This is a genomic window from Komagataeibacter diospyri (genome assembly GCF_043995075.1).
In the GTDB taxonomy this organism is placed as follows: Bacteria; Pseudomonadota; Alphaproteobacteria; order Acetobacterales; family Acetobacteraceae; genus Komagataeibacter; species Komagataeibacter diospyri.
Window position 1 is genome coordinate 15,493 of the sequence record NZ_CP171837.1, and the last position, 13,222, is coordinate 28,714.

The window sequence follows — 13,222 nt, forward strand, 5'->3', positions numbered from 1 at the left end:
GCCGCTGCCGGAGCATGCATTGTCCGCATTCACAAGCCAAGCGCATTCAGTTCCTGATCAACCTGCCTCCAACGGGTGTCAGACTGACGTGGTTCGTTCCTGCCATGATTCCAGCTGCTGACCCGGTTCTCGAGTGGAATTTCGTCAATGAACCGGCTCGGACGGGAAGATCCGCCCTGGCGATAATCACAGAACGTGATCGTGGCCTGCTCCATGGCCCGGGTCAGCGCCACATAGGCAAGGCGACGCTCCTCTCCGGGATTGCGAGACATCGCACCGGGGAAAATCGCCTCTTCCCACGCAGGAAGAAAGACATGCCGGAATTCCAGTCCTTTTGACCGGTGCATGGTCATGAGCTGAACGCGATCACGACCTTTTTCTCCAGGTGCTCCGCCTGCCAGTGCCGCATGTTCGAGGAGGTGTTCCACGCGCCGGAAACCCTGGGCCAGTTCGATCAGTTCCGCGAGGTTTTCGCGCTGGGTTGCAGCTTCATCCGAATCATCAGCCCGCAGCATGTCCAGGTACCCTGTTGCCTCGAGCAGGCCGGTAAGGCGCTCCCCAAGGCTTTCCCCTTCCCAACATCCGATCTGTCTGAGAATCTGGACGAATCCCTGCAGCGCCACGGCACATCTCGGGGACAGCCGGGTCCGTGTGGCCGCCGCGCATAGCGACAGACCACCCGCCGAAGCCTCTATCTCGATTTTCCCCAGGCCCCTGGCGCCAAGGCCCCGCGGGGGCCGGTTGGCCATCCGCCGAAAGGCTTCGTCCGACCTGCGCTCATCGGGCCATGCACAAAGCGTCAGCAGGGCCAGAGCGTCCTTGACGGCGGTACGCCGGTAGAAACCCACATCCCCGATGATCTCGTAGGGGACACGGGCGTGGAGCAATACTTCCTCCAGCGTTCGGGAGAGCCGGTTCTGGCGGTAAATGATAGCCATGTCATGCCAGGCGACGCCGGTCGCTGCGCGACGGCCAATCTCCCGGACGATCGCCGCAGCTTCCTCGGTGGCGTAGGAGAACCCCAGAACCTCGATCGGGAGGCCCTCGCCCCGACGTGTAAACAGTGTCTTTTCGATCCGCGACGGGTCAAATGAAATCACCGCATTCGACGCATCAAGAATATTGCTGGTGGAACGGAAGTTCTCCTCGAGCTTGAACGTCTTCACAGCAGGAAATTCACGCGGGAAGTTCCGCAGGAAGCCGACTTTCGCCCCCCGCCAGGAATAGATGCTCTGGGAATCATCACCCACACAGAACAGTTCACCAGACGTCCTGCTGAGCAACGTGAGCCACAGGTACTGGGCGCGGTTCACATCCTGAAACTCGTCCGCCATCACGGCCGTAAAACGGGCGGACCACCGGCGATGGTACGCCGCATCATGCAGCATCGCGAGGGTCGGCCACATCAGCAGATCACCAAAATCCGCCGCGTTCTGCTCGCGCAGGATCGCCTGGTAACGACCATACAACCCGACGACAAAGCGCCAGCTTTCGTGATCCACATGGAGATTCGCCGACTGCCGCCTGCCGATCAGGCTTTCAACATGCGCGAAAGCAGCCACCGGTGTGATCAGATCCTCTTTCAGCCGCGCAATCCGCTCGGCCATTTTTTTGATCTGTCTCGCGTCTCCTGGCGCTCCCTCCTGCGGCACGGGAAGCTTTTCCTTAGGGACAGTCCTGATCAGGCGGCGGACAATGGCGAGACTGTCCTCGGCGTCACGAATGTCAAAACCGCTACGCAATTGCGCCACTTCAGGCTCGGCCCGTAGCTGTCGGGCCGCAAGGGCATGAAACGTTCCAAGCCATGTGGGTACCGAGTACGTCCCAAGAACGTCTCCGATGCGCTTGCGCATTTCCTGGGCGGCCTTGTTGGTAAAGGTTACACAGAGGATCTGGCCAGGAACCATGCCATGCAGTCCGACGCGGGTTGCGACCCCGGCTGTCAGGGTTTTGGTCTTGCCGGTGCCTGCCCCTGCCAGAACCAGAACATATCCCAGCGCCATCGCCGCGCGCCGCTGTTCTGGCGTCAGGCTATCAAGGACTGGCGCAAGCGCACGCGGAACGGGAAGATTACCGGTCATAGCTCTTCCAGCCCTTCCGCCATGCAACCCGGGGTCGTGGTGATCTTACCGGTCGAGAGCAGGATCGTCGCCGGATAGGAAAGATCCCAGTTCCCAAGCCTGCGTTCCCAGCGTCCATCGATAACCAGGCCGACAGGACAGCCCGACCGTTCGTAGAGGCGGACTGCACTTTGCGGTATCGGGGGATCATCTTCGGCCTGCGCCAAATGCTGGCGCAGGTGGCGGTTCCAGATGGTCTGGGCCAGGGGCGACCGGACAAACATCCGTGAAAGGTCTACCTTCATCGCCAGACGCGCGATCCCCCGATCCGCATAGTCTGAAACAGATCCCATGACCCTCTCCTGTGTGAGATGATCCTGCGCGCAGGACCGTTCGGCGCCCACCTCTGTGGCATGCCAGCCGTAAATGACGATCATCCCGTGATCGTCGGTGAAGGAGGCGATGCGGCCTGCCAAGTCCCGGCCTCGAGCCATCGAGGCCGCGCGTTGCCCCGCAACCGACGCGCCACGTAATTCCACATATCCGTCGCCACCCTGGCATAGGCGTTCGGGCATGCGCGCAGGCCTGCATATATCTGGACAAAGCCTGCAGCCCGCGATGCCGTCTGCCCGGTGAGCCGAAAGGATTCACGCTGGCTCACAAGGACATCCCCGGCGATGAACCTAGCCGTGGTCCGGCAGGCTTCTCGACAGGTTCAGACGAAGCAGGCAATGAGGGAACCGAAACCCGCAGCGGCCGCTGCATGCCGTGCGCCTCGGCCTGACCCAGCCATGACGGGGAAACCGTCTCCGGCTGCGCTTTCGCCCCTGAACCCAGGACTTCGGACAGGCGGCACAAGGGCGCAACGGGAACAGAACCTGCCTCCATTCCTTCCCTGCGGGTCCTCAGGACCGCATTCCAATCCTCTCCCGGCCCTTTCGGAGATATCCGTCCTGACCAGAGACCGACGTCCCGTGCCATCGCAGCGAATTTCCCGGCATAACGATCCCCCTGCGGGTCGTTATCAACGGCAACAACCAGTCGCGCTTCAGGCTGGGCGGCGACCTGCATCATGACCCGTTTCAGGTTCACTTCGCTCTCTGGGCTCATGCCGCCACCCGTCGAGGTATAGAGCGTTCCTTGCTGGAAGCGATCGAGTGCTGCAAAGGACAATGCATCAATGGCCGCCTCGGTGACGACAAGGCGCGTCACGGGCGCTTCTCCCCCGTCGGCCCGGAAACCGAAGAGACGCTTGCCAATGCCGCCCGTCGAAAACCCCTTGTAATCCGGCCCGCGCATTTCCATGCCGGTGAACTGCCCGTCCGCATCCCGATGGCCAAACCAGGCGGTTCCGTGCGGGCCTTCCTTCAGCGCCCCCTGCTGTCCGGCAATCGCGACAATATGGTCGGGCAACCCACGGATCTCCGTCAGATAGCGCCATGCAGCCGTCCCCTGCCCGGGTGCGGCACGACGGTTCCACAGTTCAGCGGGATCGCGGCGCGGTCTGTCACCGGCTCCCTTCGTACGCTCGACAACTTCGAGCGTCGGGCTCCTGCCGATCAGGCCGCGAAGTTCCTGCCTGACATGACCGAGGTTCTTCGAGGGATCGAGATACTGGACAAGCTTGAAGACATCACCTTTGCCGTCGCCCTTGGGGTCCCACCAGCCCTTGCCATCGTGATTGACAATAATGGCCTCACTGTCACGGCGAAATTTCAGGTTACGGGCGGAACGCTGCGCGGTGGCCTGCCGATCCAGCCGGAATCCGGCTTTCTCCAGAACAACGGCGCAGTTTACAGCATTGCGAAGCTCATCAAGTTCTCTTTGCTGTGCTTCTGGGGAAGACGTGTAAGCCATGAAAGACACTCCTTCACGAACAGCATGGATTGTGTTTCAGACCGCTCCGGTATTTACGGTGAGTATTTGAGATGATCGTGCGGAAACACACGACGACCTCTGTATGGTTCGTCGAGATATTGCGTCCTGATGATCCGCGTTGAGGGTTTTTATTCTGCGTGAACTGCAAAAGAATACAGGACGCACGAATGGCCGCAGTTTACACGCGGCAGCAAACGGCATATGCCCGCGCCACTGCGCACGCATTACCGGGACTATGGACGAGCGGGCACTCACGACGCCTGATACTCCCTGTGGAGGATCCCGTCTGCGCCCACATCATGCGACTGACGAAAAAATAAGGTTCACGAACCCGCCTGAAGGCCGATGGAGAAACAGGAGAGACACAGTTCATCCCCGATGTGGACGGACGACCGGCGTTCCGGTGTCGGCCGACAGGCTTTCCCGATCGCCCGCGCCATCAGGCCTGTCAGTCCTCACAAGTATTCATGACGGGAACTGGCGCGGCAGAAGCCGCAGTTTCTTCTCCCTGAACGGGCACAATGCTCCGGGTCGTTGACGACCCGGAACACCACGCGGCCTAAAACGGGATTTCGTCATCCACTTCCTGCGCGTTGGAAGTTGCGGCAGGAACGGGGCGCTGTGCAGCGCTCCGCGAGGGACGCTCTTCATCAAAACGTCCATCGCCCGTGCTTCGACCATTGGCCAGCACCTTCAGGTTTCCATCAAACCGATCAATGATGATCTCGGTCACATAACGGTCCTGTCCCTGCTGATCGGTCCATTTGCGTGTCTCGAGATGGCCTTCGACATAGACCAGCGTTCCCTTCTGGCACCGACGTTCGATCACAGCCGAAAGGTGATCGTTGAAAGAGACGACACGGTGCCACTGGGTTTTTTCCCGTCGCTCACCGCTGGCGCGATCGGTCCAGGTTTCACTTGTCGCCACGCCGAAGGATGCGATTTTGCCCTCCCCTTCCCTACGTGCGGCAAGATCCGGATCCCGGCCCAGGTGACCGATGATGATGGCGCGATTGACTGACTGGCTCATGGTCTTGTTCCTTTTTTCCTTCCTGGTCGTCTCCGGCCCCTGCCGGAACTCTGACCTGGTGCGGTCGCGCGGAAGCGGGCCACAGGCGGCGGGCGCAACCCCTCGGGGCGGCAGTGGTGCGGAAGCCGCGCATGCGGCTTCACGGTGCCGTCCCGACCGCAGGCCTGGGGGTTGCGCCCGACGACGACCGCTTCAGACCGCAAAAACCAAGTCAGAGACCCGGCAGGGGCCGAGGTCATGCTTTTGGATTTTGAATTTTGATTTCTGTTTTATTTTTCTATTTCGCTCATAATCGTGTCATTTATTATTGTACAATTATGATAGTCGTCCTAGAATTTCCCTGTCTCTACATTGGGAGTTCATCATGGCGGTGATTACTGCGTCGGAAGGACGCATCACCCTGAAGGCCGACTTTCATCCCGAACTGGCAATCCAAGCCCGGCGTTACAGAGGACGTTTTCTCGGCAAGGAAATTGGCTGGTCCTTCCTGCCCGAACATGAGCAGGCGATCCGCCAGCTCTGCCAGACCCTGTATGGCGTGGATGGCACGCCAGATGCGTGGCATAACTGCTGCACCGTGCAGGTCGAAGTCGACGAGCAGGATATCCGGGCACCGCTGTGGCGCCAGTTCAACGCCGGTATTTACCTCGGTGGCCGTCACGTTGTCGGCGTTTTTGGTCCACGGCAGGCAGTTCGCACCGGCAGGGGCATAAAATTCCTGCGCGGCCAGCCGCATTGCGCCACCCGGATCGGTGCCTACCACATGGAGGTACCCACCGGCAGCGTTCTGGAAATCCGGAAATATCCGCGTGCCGCACTGGCGTTCCTGGGCAGGTGCCTCGACGGGCATGGCTCCTGGCGCATAGCCCAGAGCTAGAGCAGCCCGAGTTGCACGGTGGGCACGGGTGCATCCGCTGCCGTCGCTGTTCCGCCATGCTTTGCCTGCAGACGGGCCAGCTCTGCTTTCTCGCGCGCAACCTGTTCCTCGCGGGCACGGGTCGTCCATGCCTCGACCAGCAGGTTTTCCCGGACACGCTGCCCGATTTCCTTCTCTACATCCGACCAGACAAAAGTCGGGTCGCCCCAGCAGGGATATCGCGCAACCTGATCGAGGAAATCGCGCCGTGTGGCTGCATTGTCGAACCATGTCTGCGCGAAGCCGGTCCGATTATAATGCGCGATAAATCCGTACATATTGCTCAGCCGGTTATACAGGGCCGGGGTAAATTTTTCTGCAGGCATTCCGAGTGCGATGAACCGCAGGATCGCATTACCAAGCTTTGCCTTTTGCTGGGCCGTCGCCCATTGGGTGGGTTTCAGGACAGCCGGGTCGACAGGCGGGATCCGAAGCCGCTCGCACAGGATCGGCCCCGCCGTCATGACACCTGGCTCCGGCATCGATAGCCGTTATGAAAGCGGTTCACATCCGGCAGATCCGGATAATGCCCCTCCCCCAGGCCCTCTTCATTCATCCTTTCCAGATAGCGCACTGCCATGGTCACACGGCGGGCATTGGCGAGGCTGCGCAATACGACCAGATCCGAGCGGCCTCGCATATAACGGTCTTCCCAGAGACCCGTGACGGGGTTCAGCGCAGCCGCCCCCATCGTGGCGTTCAGAAAACATTCCACGATCCACGGCCGGGTCCGATAGGGACGTCCCGAAACAGGAGCCGGAAGACGGAAGATGGTTCCGCTGGCGATGGTCCCGACCCGAAGCGGGTTATTACCGCCCTGGAATGGAGACGTATAATACTGGCGGATCATGCCACGTCTCCTTTGCAGGACGCCATGTTTCCAGTTTCGGCTGCGGATCGTCCATGCAGGATCCGCGCGCCATCAGCGTCGTTATCGACCATGAGAACCCATCTGTCCGTCCCCAGGGCGCCAGCGCGGTAAGCCGCATCAAAGTCACGTGGCTTACGATCGCCCCGACGGATATGCACACTGATGGAAAATGAGCGCCCGGGATGCGCGCCGGCGATCCTCTCACCGTAAAGCGTTACGGCAGTCGAGATTTCCGCGAGCGTCCGGGCTTCTGTCATCCCCCGTGCACCAAGGTGTTCCATAGGCAGCGCCTGAAGGATGGCGCAGCCGTCGGAACGGATGCGCACGGCGGGAGTGGCAATCAGGACAAAGACAGGCATGATGAACTCCATCGCTCAGCACGCCCTCGCGGGCGCACTGGTTTTTACGGTTGGGTTTCAGGCGGCAGAAGCCACGTCCTCGACGGACGGCTGACGTGCCGATGGGCTGAAAATGTATTGGGCCGCGGCTGAAGCAGCGCTCGCTGCGGTGAAAATGGCGCGCTTGTCAGCCTTCAGCAGTTCCAGCCAGTTCCCGATGTAATCAGCATGGCGGACCGTCGGCTCGATCTGCAGTTCCGCGCACACGAAAGCTGATGTCATCTCTGCCACCAGTTCCTCGGCCGCGTAGGCATGGTCCCCAAACCGCCTGCCAAAGGTGCGCGACAGCCGGCTTTCAGCCCCGGTCCAGTGCCCGATCTCATGAAAGACGGTTCTGTACCAGTCGATCTGGTTGAAATAGGACTGCTGGGGCGGAAGCCGGATGAAGTCCGCATCCGGGGCATAAAATGCCTTGTCACCACCGATGCGAATGTCCGCCCCGGTTTCGCGCATCAGCGCTTCCGCGTGCGGCACGATTTCGCGTTCCGGCAACGGCGCGGTCGGCGCGACCATGCTCTCCGGCAGGTTCTCGCACTGATCAACATTGAACACCGTAAACCGCTTTAGAAACGGGATCTGGCGGGGCTCGTCGGAACCCGCTTCTGATTTTGGCGTGAAACGGTCAGCATAAAACACCGTCGTCCCCTTCTCGCCTTTCCTGACATTGCCGCCCTGCGCATGCGCCTGGCGGAACGTCAGCCATTTCTGGGTAGAAAACCCCTGCATCTCTACCGAACCCCACAGCATGAGGATGTTGATCCCGGAATAGGCCCGATCGGTCGCAGCATTACGCGGCAGGGCAATGCCGCATTTCGCGCGGTTCCATGGGCAGACCCATGGCACGGTTCCTGCTTCAAGTTCGCGGATGATGCGGTCAGTGACGGACTGATGGATGTCGGTACGTTCGGTTCTGGCCATGATCAGTCTCCAGAAAATGCAGACGCCGCCCCGAAGGGCGGCGCGGATGGGCAGCGGATGGCGAGGGTGGTGTCACCTGAGATCGATGATGCCCGTGCACGGATCGAGGAAGACGTCGGGCAGCAGGAGGAAAGTGACCATGGAGGCCGTCCAGAGGAGCACGATGGCGACGAATTTGGCGATTTCGACGGCAGGGCGGGACGGCGGCGCGATGCGGTTCTGTGCCATTTCCAGATCCTTTTTTCGGGGGTTTCGACCCCTTCCGGCGACCGCAGGCCAGACTGGCGGGCAAGGGCGCCGCACAGCGGCGGCACCGGAGCCGCGCACAGATGGCGCAGCCATCGCGCACGGCGAGGAGCCACCCCTTGCGCGGCAGGCTGGACTGTGGTGCCGATCCTCCCTATATTTGTTTTTTATTTATTATAATTATTTCATATTATCTTGCTTTATACATCCGTATCGGAACATTATTCAAAAATACCATGTTTTATATTTGTAAAAATTTCTGTTTCTCTGCCTGCAAACACGGTTCACATGCATGTCCTAATGGACCCTCTCAAAGCTACGCCGTATATTCATGCTTCACATGACAACCCCGACCGGTTTCAGGCCGCCACGGCCTTGCGCGCAGACGATCTATCCGAACCGGATACCGTTCGTCGTAAACGTATATTCATCGATGCGAATGGCCTCATCGACGGCGTCATCGGAGGATTCGTAATCCCATGCTGTTTCGAGAGAGCGATACAGCCATCGTGCAAGATCACGCATGACATCAGAGAGTATCTGCGCGGCGTCTTCGGTCATTTCGCAGCCGGTCTTACTTTCACGTATCACAGTGACGGTCATTGTAAATTCGTGATAATAGGGCCCGGTCTGGCTAATCCGGGCGATTAGCTGGTAGAAATTCCGTCTCTGGATCTGCGCCAGGGTGTCAGCAATCGCGTGGAGTTGCGTATCCTGTGGCGCGTAACGGCGGATTTCATGGGATGCATGCCGTTCATATCGGTAGATCCCCTCGAATGAAGCTCCGTCCCCCTGATTAGAAAATCCTCGGAAATAGAGGCACGGACCGCCTTGCTCTGGAGTTGCTGCACCCCAGGGTAAAAACGTAGCAATGTCCACACCAAGTATGCCACATATCTGCAGAAAGTCCTCATAGACCGCATCCCATCAGGAAAAGCGGCGAAGAAAGTCCCGGTACCAGCAGCGAGCCTTTTCACGAGCTGATCCGGACAATTCATCAATTTGATAGACAGGAACGGCAATAATTTCATGCATCGGAAGTGTCTCCTTCGAGAGCAGCCGCCAGCCAGTCATTGGTGGTAACCCAGCCGACAGATCGTCGCGCGCCGAGATCGATCACATGTGCGCCTCCACCAAAGGCTTCGAGACGTGGGCGCGAGCAGGTGTTGGCGTACTCAAACCCCCACACTCCCGACAAACTGAATGTGGCGGCACACTTCAAAACGAAAATAACAACACACTCAGGGTCACCACTACCGTCGTCTTGGATCCACAGTCTGGACCTGTTTTCGCTTGATACGCTCAGAGAGAACCCACTTGAAAAACAGAAGCCGTCAGGATCTTCCGGCTCGTTCCGATAGAATTCAAGCGCCCTCTCCGCATTTTCAGCCGTCCCTACATCAAGGACACACGAAAAATGAGTGAAGTAATTGACCATCGGGAAACTCCCCATAAAACAAAAGCCCGAAGCATGTCCGGACTTTCGCGAGAGAAATGACAGACGGGGTCGGAAGCTTTGTGCAGGCATGGGATGGACTGCCGGACAAGGGGCTACGCAGCTTTTTTCACGCGTTTATCCCCGTGACATCCGGAAGTTCGCCTCAATCATTATTTTATCTAATTTATAGGGCGAAAAGCTGTAGCCCCATGGTCCTCGTATCGACATATCCACGACGCCGCATACGGGCTACGTCACGGCCAGTATTCCAGAAGTCTTCTGTTATTCTGAAAGTTTGGCATAAGCGGGATCAAGGCTTCGATGAATGGGCTGCGCCCGTCCCATCCAGGGCTGGGGGCGAATTTCCTTCAGCCAATCAACGAAGCTCGGAATAAATCCAAAGTCCTCGCGCATATGCTGCTCGGCGATCAGCCGCACCGGAACAACCCGCCCGGTGGAAATTGTCAGCACAACGCCAAAAAGTCTCTCAGCGAGGAAGATACCTTCCGCGTGATGTCTCAGCGCACGATGCCGAAAATCGGCCGAAATCAATTTTGATTCGTCGAACCAGGCATGGATAGGCAGGAAGTCATCAGCCGTACCTCCCCACTGCCGCACCGACGAGAGAGCATGATAATAACTATGCGCCATTTCAGGCCTCCTCTGTCCAGCTATGCTCGGAATATTCAGTGGACATATATCGTCCGTTAAATTCGAGCGTCAGCGTTCTGTTGGCCACGTCAAACCTGAAGTCGCCAAAAGCACCCTCATTGTTTTCCCAACCACCGTTGGTCTCGGCCAGTGCGGCGTAACAGACCTGTTCGATGACATCCCGCAGGGGAGTACGTTCCGAGACAATCTCGCAATCAGTCCACCTCGCCGTCACCGCATCGACAAGGACGTCGAGCAGTGTATCCTCCCCTTCAGGCACAACAGCAATCTCCTCGATCTGGCCGCTATCTCCTTCACCGTCAAACGACACTGTAACGGCTGTAATCCTGGATACCGAAAGCGCTTCAAAGATGATCCTGCGATTTTGCGCTGAAGCTTGATTGCATGCTTTTTCATGGCGAAGTAACCGCTCTGCATGCTCCGCAAAGCTTCGTTCGAAGTTCTCAGTCATGGCGAGTTCCCTCAGTTGCTCAGGCACGGGCACATACCCGCACTCGTTATCGGAAATGAAGCGGGCCGGACGTTGAAAACCATGTCGTAAGCAGAACAATGACAGGGAATTCCTTACTATAGGCTTGTTAAGCATGGCGTTTCCGATCGTATTTACCATGATTTTTATTATTTTTTACGCCCAGACCTCGCCCGTTATCCACATTTTTGCTTACGTTAATAAAGAATAGTCCTCGCGATATCCGCCATATGCTTGTTCGCGTCAGGGTGTTTTCGGGGATGCCAGATAGGGGCAACTGATCTGCGCAGGCGTGACATCAATCCACAAACGACTGCCCGCAGTCGCCTCCAGTGCCTTGCGGATGGTGTTGGCAGAAAGAAATTCCGCGCCATCGTCACCGCCAAACGATACGCGTTTGACATCGTACCAGTCGTCAGGACATGTGCGCGGGTCCGCTTCGACAGCATAGGCGACAAGGTTCGCCTGACCCTCGGCGTCACTGAAGCCCGGATAACCATTCGACATCAGGTACACCCCATGATCGCCAACCAGCATGAGGCCTGCCGGTATTTTGGTACGGTCGACATCCACACCGGTCGGATGGCGCGACGACACGCCAGCCTTGAGAAAGGCCGGGTTAACAAGCTGATCATAGGTAGGGGAATGTTCGCTCGCGGCTTGCGCATGCGCAAGAAGACGCGCCACCAGGGCACGGTCGAAATGAAGTTTCATGGCAGTATTCCTTTGTATGAGCCCCTTGCTGGGACACAAAAAAGGCGGAACACCGAAGTATACCGCCTCAAGAAATGAAAACTGGCGCATCTGGCCCGAAGTGCCCCCCGATGCCGTTGCCGATCATTCATCTTCATCGTCATCAAAGAAACGAAGCGAAGCATCGACCGGGCCGTCCGCATCAAACAGGACATAATCACAGTCGTGATTCCGGGCCAGGGCAAGAATGGCCCGCAGTGACCGCGACCCCGGCCAATCATGGGAGTATGGATCCAGCGGGACATGGACAAACCATCCGTGCGGGCCGGACAGGCAGGTGAGGCCAAAGGAACCACCTGACCTTGCATATCTCTCAAGGTGTCCACGGTCCGACAGGGGAAGGTGACCGGTGCTCAGGTCGAGGAATTTCCGGATCTGGAAAGGCGCTAACATCGGGTTTCTCCCTGCTGGAAGATGAGGCGGGTCAGACCGGCCCGGTGCTGTCGCCGAATGCGCCGGCGGGCATGACCCATTGTTCGGGGGATGTGAGGACACGGCCACGCCAGCGGTGGCAGAGCGCGCGGCGCACCAGATCGGGGTACCGGCGCACGGGGCCGTAGACCGTGCCGCCACTGGCCAGCGTGCCGAGGTCCCGGTCGCGTCGGATGGTGCAGCCAAATGCGCGTTCCCACTCACACAGCCGGGCGAACCGATCCGGGTCCATGTGACGCAGCGTTGCAGCCTGATCGGCAGACATGAATACACATGCCAGGCAGGACAGACGGCCAAACCCGAGCTGATAGGGAAGCGGCGGAATCACGCCATGCCGACGCAGGATCTGCCAGACAGCCGCTTCACTCCAGGCATGTACCGGGCGCCAGTGATCGATATGCCGTCGGGCCCGACCATCACGACAGTCTGCCCGGTGCCGCTCAAAGACAGCGTAACGGGCACGGTTCGCGGATTCCGCCGCGCGTTCTCCGGTTACAAACAGGGTCCGGGCATGACTGAAGCGCGCCTGGTTCCGCAGGGCGCCATCCGCAACCATGATCTTGGCGTATGGGGAACACCAGCGGACCGACAGGTTCGCCGAAACCTGCGGGAAGCGGCGTCGTGTATTGGGCGGTCCCTTGCCACCGACAGTGACCCGCCCTGTCGGCGTATCGAACCAGACCGGTGCGGTCGGCGCATTCTCGCGCAGCATTTCCCGCACGATCCCGCCCCGGCGCGCGGAAAAATACAGCCTGACGCCAAGGGCTGCAGCCAGATGCCGCCCGTAATCGGGCACATGTGGCCAGTCAAAAACGTCCCCGTCATCGTCCACAAGATGGTGCCACCACTCGATGCGCTGGGGCGTCACGCCCTTTTCGAGCAGATGCAGCGTACTGGCGAGGGAATCCTTGCCAAAGGAACAGGCGACGATGACGTGATCATAACCCGCCAGGTCAGGTCTCTCTCCGGGCTCCGGCACGACAGTTCCCTGGCGGGATGACAGGCTTGCGGTCATCATGGACATTCTCCTTGTCTGAATGTCTTCTGGCGGTCCGAAGGGATATCGCGGGTCAAACGCGGCGCGTGCGCCGGCATCGCAGGCCCGCGGAGCGGGACAAGAGCCACCGTTTGAGGCGCGATG

15 protein-coding genes and 1 pseudogene are annotated in these 13,222 nt (G+C 59.0%); 1 reads left to right on the top strand and 15 read right to left on the bottom strand.

Annotated elements, in window-relative coordinates:
- Positions 1 to 29: 29 nt before the first annotated feature.
- From ACE2AA_RS16455 to ssb, 4 genes are all read right to left on the bottom strand, one after another.
- The gene (locus tag ACE2AA_RS16455; RefSeq protein WP_395372412.1) at positions 30 to 2,081 is read right to left on the bottom strand and encodes an ATP-dependent helicase; all 2,052 of its coding nucleotides are present in this window, start codon (positions 2,079 to 2,081) and stop codon (positions 30 to 32) included.
- Positions 2,078 to 2,635, bottom strand: coding sequence for a hypothetical protein (locus ACE2AA_RS16460; RefSeq protein ID WP_034958453.1), 558 nt, complete (start codon positions 2,633 to 2,635; stop codon positions 2,078 to 2,080). Before ACE2AA_RS16460 ends, ACE2AA_RS16455 begins: the two co-directional genes overlap by 4 nt.
- 82 nt (positions 2,636 to 2,717) lie before the next feature.
- Positions 2,718 to 3,917 (bottom strand): DUF3991 and TOPRIM domain-containing protein, encoded by a 1,200-nt coding sequence (locus ACE2AA_RS16465; RefSeq protein WP_183481453.1) that lies wholly within the window; start codon positions 3,915 to 3,917, stop codon positions 2,718 to 2,720.
- Between the two features lie 580 nt (positions 3,918 to 4,497).
- A complete protein-coding gene (gene ssb, locus ACE2AA_RS16470) occupies positions 4,498 to 4,968 on the bottom strand; it encodes a single-stranded DNA-binding protein (RefSeq protein ID WP_025812349.1) in 471 nt (156 codons plus the stop codon).
- Positions 4,969 to 5,332: 364 nt separating this feature from the next.
- Here ssb and ACE2AA_RS16475 point away from each other — a divergent pair, with 364 nt between their 5' ends.
- The gene (locus ACE2AA_RS16475; RefSeq protein WP_025812350.1) at positions 5,333 to 5,845 is read left to right on the top strand and encodes a hypothetical protein; all 513 of its coding nucleotides are present in this window, start codon (positions 5,333 to 5,335) and stop codon (positions 5,843 to 5,845) included.
- Here ACE2AA_RS16475 and ACE2AA_RS16480 read toward each other — a convergent pair.
- The 11 genes and pseudogenes from ACE2AA_RS16480 to ACE2AA_RS16530 all read right to left on the bottom strand — a co-directional run bounded on the left by ACE2AA_RS16480 (position 5,842) and on the right by ACE2AA_RS16530 (position 13,105).
- Positions 5,842 to 6,348 carry a hypothetical protein gene (locus ACE2AA_RS16480; protein ID WP_025812351.1) on the bottom strand — a complete coding sequence of 169 codons (507 nt, stop codon included), beginning with the start codon at positions 6,346 to 6,348 and terminating at the stop codon, positions 5,842 to 5,844. The genes ACE2AA_RS16475 and ACE2AA_RS16480 overlap by 4 nt on opposite strands.
- Positions 6,345 to 6,734, bottom strand: a complete 390-nt coding sequence (locus ACE2AA_RS16485) for a hypothetical protein (protein ID WP_025812352.1) — start codon at positions 6,732 to 6,734, stop codon at positions 6,345 to 6,347. The genes ACE2AA_RS16480 and ACE2AA_RS16485 overlap by 4 nt, the downstream gene beginning before the upstream one ends.
- Positions 6,731 to 7,114: a hypothetical protein gene (locus ACE2AA_RS16490; protein ID WP_242402487.1), complete on the bottom strand. Its 384-nt coding sequence runs from the start codon at positions 7,112 to 7,114 to the stop codon at positions 6,731 to 6,733. Before ACE2AA_RS16490 ends, ACE2AA_RS16485 begins: the two co-directional genes overlap by 4 nt.
- Before the next feature lie 57 nt (positions 7,115 to 7,171).
- Entirely contained in the window at positions 7,172 to 8,071 is a 900-nt protein-coding gene (locus tag ACE2AA_RS16495) for an ArdC family protein (RefSeq protein ID WP_025812354.1), read from the bottom strand.
- Between the two features lie 72 nt (positions 8,072 to 8,143).
- The gene (locus ACE2AA_RS16500) at positions 8,144 to 8,299 is read right to left on the bottom strand and encodes a hypothetical protein (protein WP_010512122.1); all 156 of its coding nucleotides are present in this window, start codon (positions 8,297 to 8,299) and stop codon (positions 8,144 to 8,146) included.
- 408 nt (positions 8,300 to 8,707) lie between these two features.
- Positions 8,708 to 9,352 (bottom strand): annotated as a pseudogene (locus ACE2AA_RS16505) (antitoxin of toxin-antitoxin stability system).
- Complete coding sequence (locus ACE2AA_RS16510) at positions 9,345 to 9,755, bottom strand: hypothetical protein (protein WP_084296504.1); 411 nt, start codon at positions 9,753 to 9,755, stop codon at positions 9,345 to 9,347. Before ACE2AA_RS16510 ends, ACE2AA_RS16505 begins: the two are co-directional and overlap by 8 nt.
- A 282-nt stretch (positions 9,756 to 10,037) precedes the next feature.
- On the bottom strand, positions 10,038 to 10,406 hold the full coding sequence (locus ACE2AA_RS16515; protein WP_183481455.1) for a DUF6915 family protein: 369 nt from the start codon (positions 10,404 to 10,406) through the stop codon (positions 10,038 to 10,040).
- A 1-nt stretch (position 10,407) separates the two neighbouring features.
- Positions 10,408 to 10,878 carry a DUF6878 family protein gene (locus tag ACE2AA_RS16520; RefSeq protein WP_034959396.1) on the bottom strand — a complete coding sequence of 157 codons (471 nt, stop codon included), beginning with the start codon at positions 10,876 to 10,878 and terminating at the stop codon, positions 10,408 to 10,410.
- Between the two features lie 261 nt (positions 10,879 to 11,139).
- Positions 11,140 to 11,610, bottom strand: coding sequence for a DUF3085 domain-containing protein (locus ACE2AA_RS16525; protein ID WP_025813101.1), 471 nt, complete (start codon positions 11,608 to 11,610; stop codon positions 11,140 to 11,142).
- A 463-nt stretch (positions 11,611 to 12,073) separates the two neighbouring features.
- Entirely contained in the window at positions 12,074 to 13,105 is a 1,032-nt protein-coding gene (locus ACE2AA_RS16530) for a phosphoadenosine phosphosulfate reductase family protein (protein WP_183481458.1), read from the bottom strand.
- Positions 13,106 to 13,222 lie beyond the last annotated feature (117 nt).

Excerpts from the sequence above, each read along its gene's own strand:
- ACE2AA_RS16455 (WP_395372412.1), bottom strand. The coding sequence starts at position 2,081 with ATGACCGGTAATCTTCCCGTTCCGCGTGCGCTTGCGCCAGTCCTTGAT.
- ACE2AA_RS16495 (WP_025812354.1), bottom strand. The coding sequence starts at position 8,071 with ATGGCCAGAACCGAACGTACCGACATCCATCAGTCCGTCACTGACCGC.
- ACE2AA_RS16520 (WP_034959396.1), bottom strand. The coding sequence starts at position 10,878 with ATGACTGAGAACTTCGAACGAAGCTTTGCGGAGCATGCAGAGCGGTTA.
- ACE2AA_RS16485 (WP_025812352.1), bottom strand. The coding sequence starts at position 6,734 with ATGATCCGCCAGTATTATACGTCTCCATTCCAGGGCGGTAATAACCCG.
- ACE2AA_RS16475 (WP_025812350.1), top strand. The coding sequence starts at position 5,333 with ATGGCGGTGATTACTGCGTCGGAAGGACGCATCACCCTGAAGGCCGAC.
- ACE2AA_RS16465 (WP_183481453.1), bottom strand. The coding sequence starts at position 3,917 with ATGGCTTACACGTCTTCCCCAGAAGCACAGCAAAGAGAACTTGATGAG.
- ACE2AA_RS16480 (WP_025812351.1), bottom strand. The coding sequence starts at position 6,348 with ATGACGGCGGGGCCGATCCTGTGCGAGCGGCTTCGGATCCCGCCTGTC.
- ACE2AA_RS16460 (WP_034958453.1), bottom strand. The coding sequence starts at position 2,635 with ATGCCCGAACGCCTATGCCAGGGTGGCGACGGATATGTGGAATTACGT.
- ACE2AA_RS16510 (WP_084296504.1), bottom strand. The coding sequence starts at position 9,755 with ATGGTCAATTACTTCACTCATTTTTCGTGTGTCCTTGATGTAGGGACG.
- ACE2AA_RS16500 (WP_010512122.1), bottom strand. The coding sequence starts at position 8,299 with ATGGCACAGAACCGCATCGCGCCGCCGTCCCGCCCTGCCGTCGAAATC.
- ACE2AA_RS16515 (WP_183481455.1), bottom strand. The coding sequence starts at position 10,406 with ATGGCGCATAGTTATTATCATGCTCTCTCGTCGGTGCGGCAGTGGGGA.
- ACE2AA_RS16530 (WP_183481458.1), bottom strand. The coding sequence starts at position 13,105 with ATGTCCATGATGACCGCAAGCCTGTCATCCCGCCAGGGAACTGTCGTG.
- ACE2AA_RS16490 (WP_242402487.1), bottom strand. The coding sequence starts at position 7,114 with ATGCCTGTCTTTGTCCTGATTGCCACTCCCGCCGTGCGCATCCGTTCC.
- ACE2AA_RS16525 (WP_025813101.1), bottom strand. The coding sequence starts at position 11,610 with ATGAAACTTCATTTCGACCGTGCCCTGGTGGCGCGTCTTCTTGCGCAT.
- ssb (WP_025812349.1), bottom strand. The coding sequence starts at position 4,968 with ATGAGCCAGTCAGTCAATCGCGCCATCATCATCGGTCACCTGGGCCGG.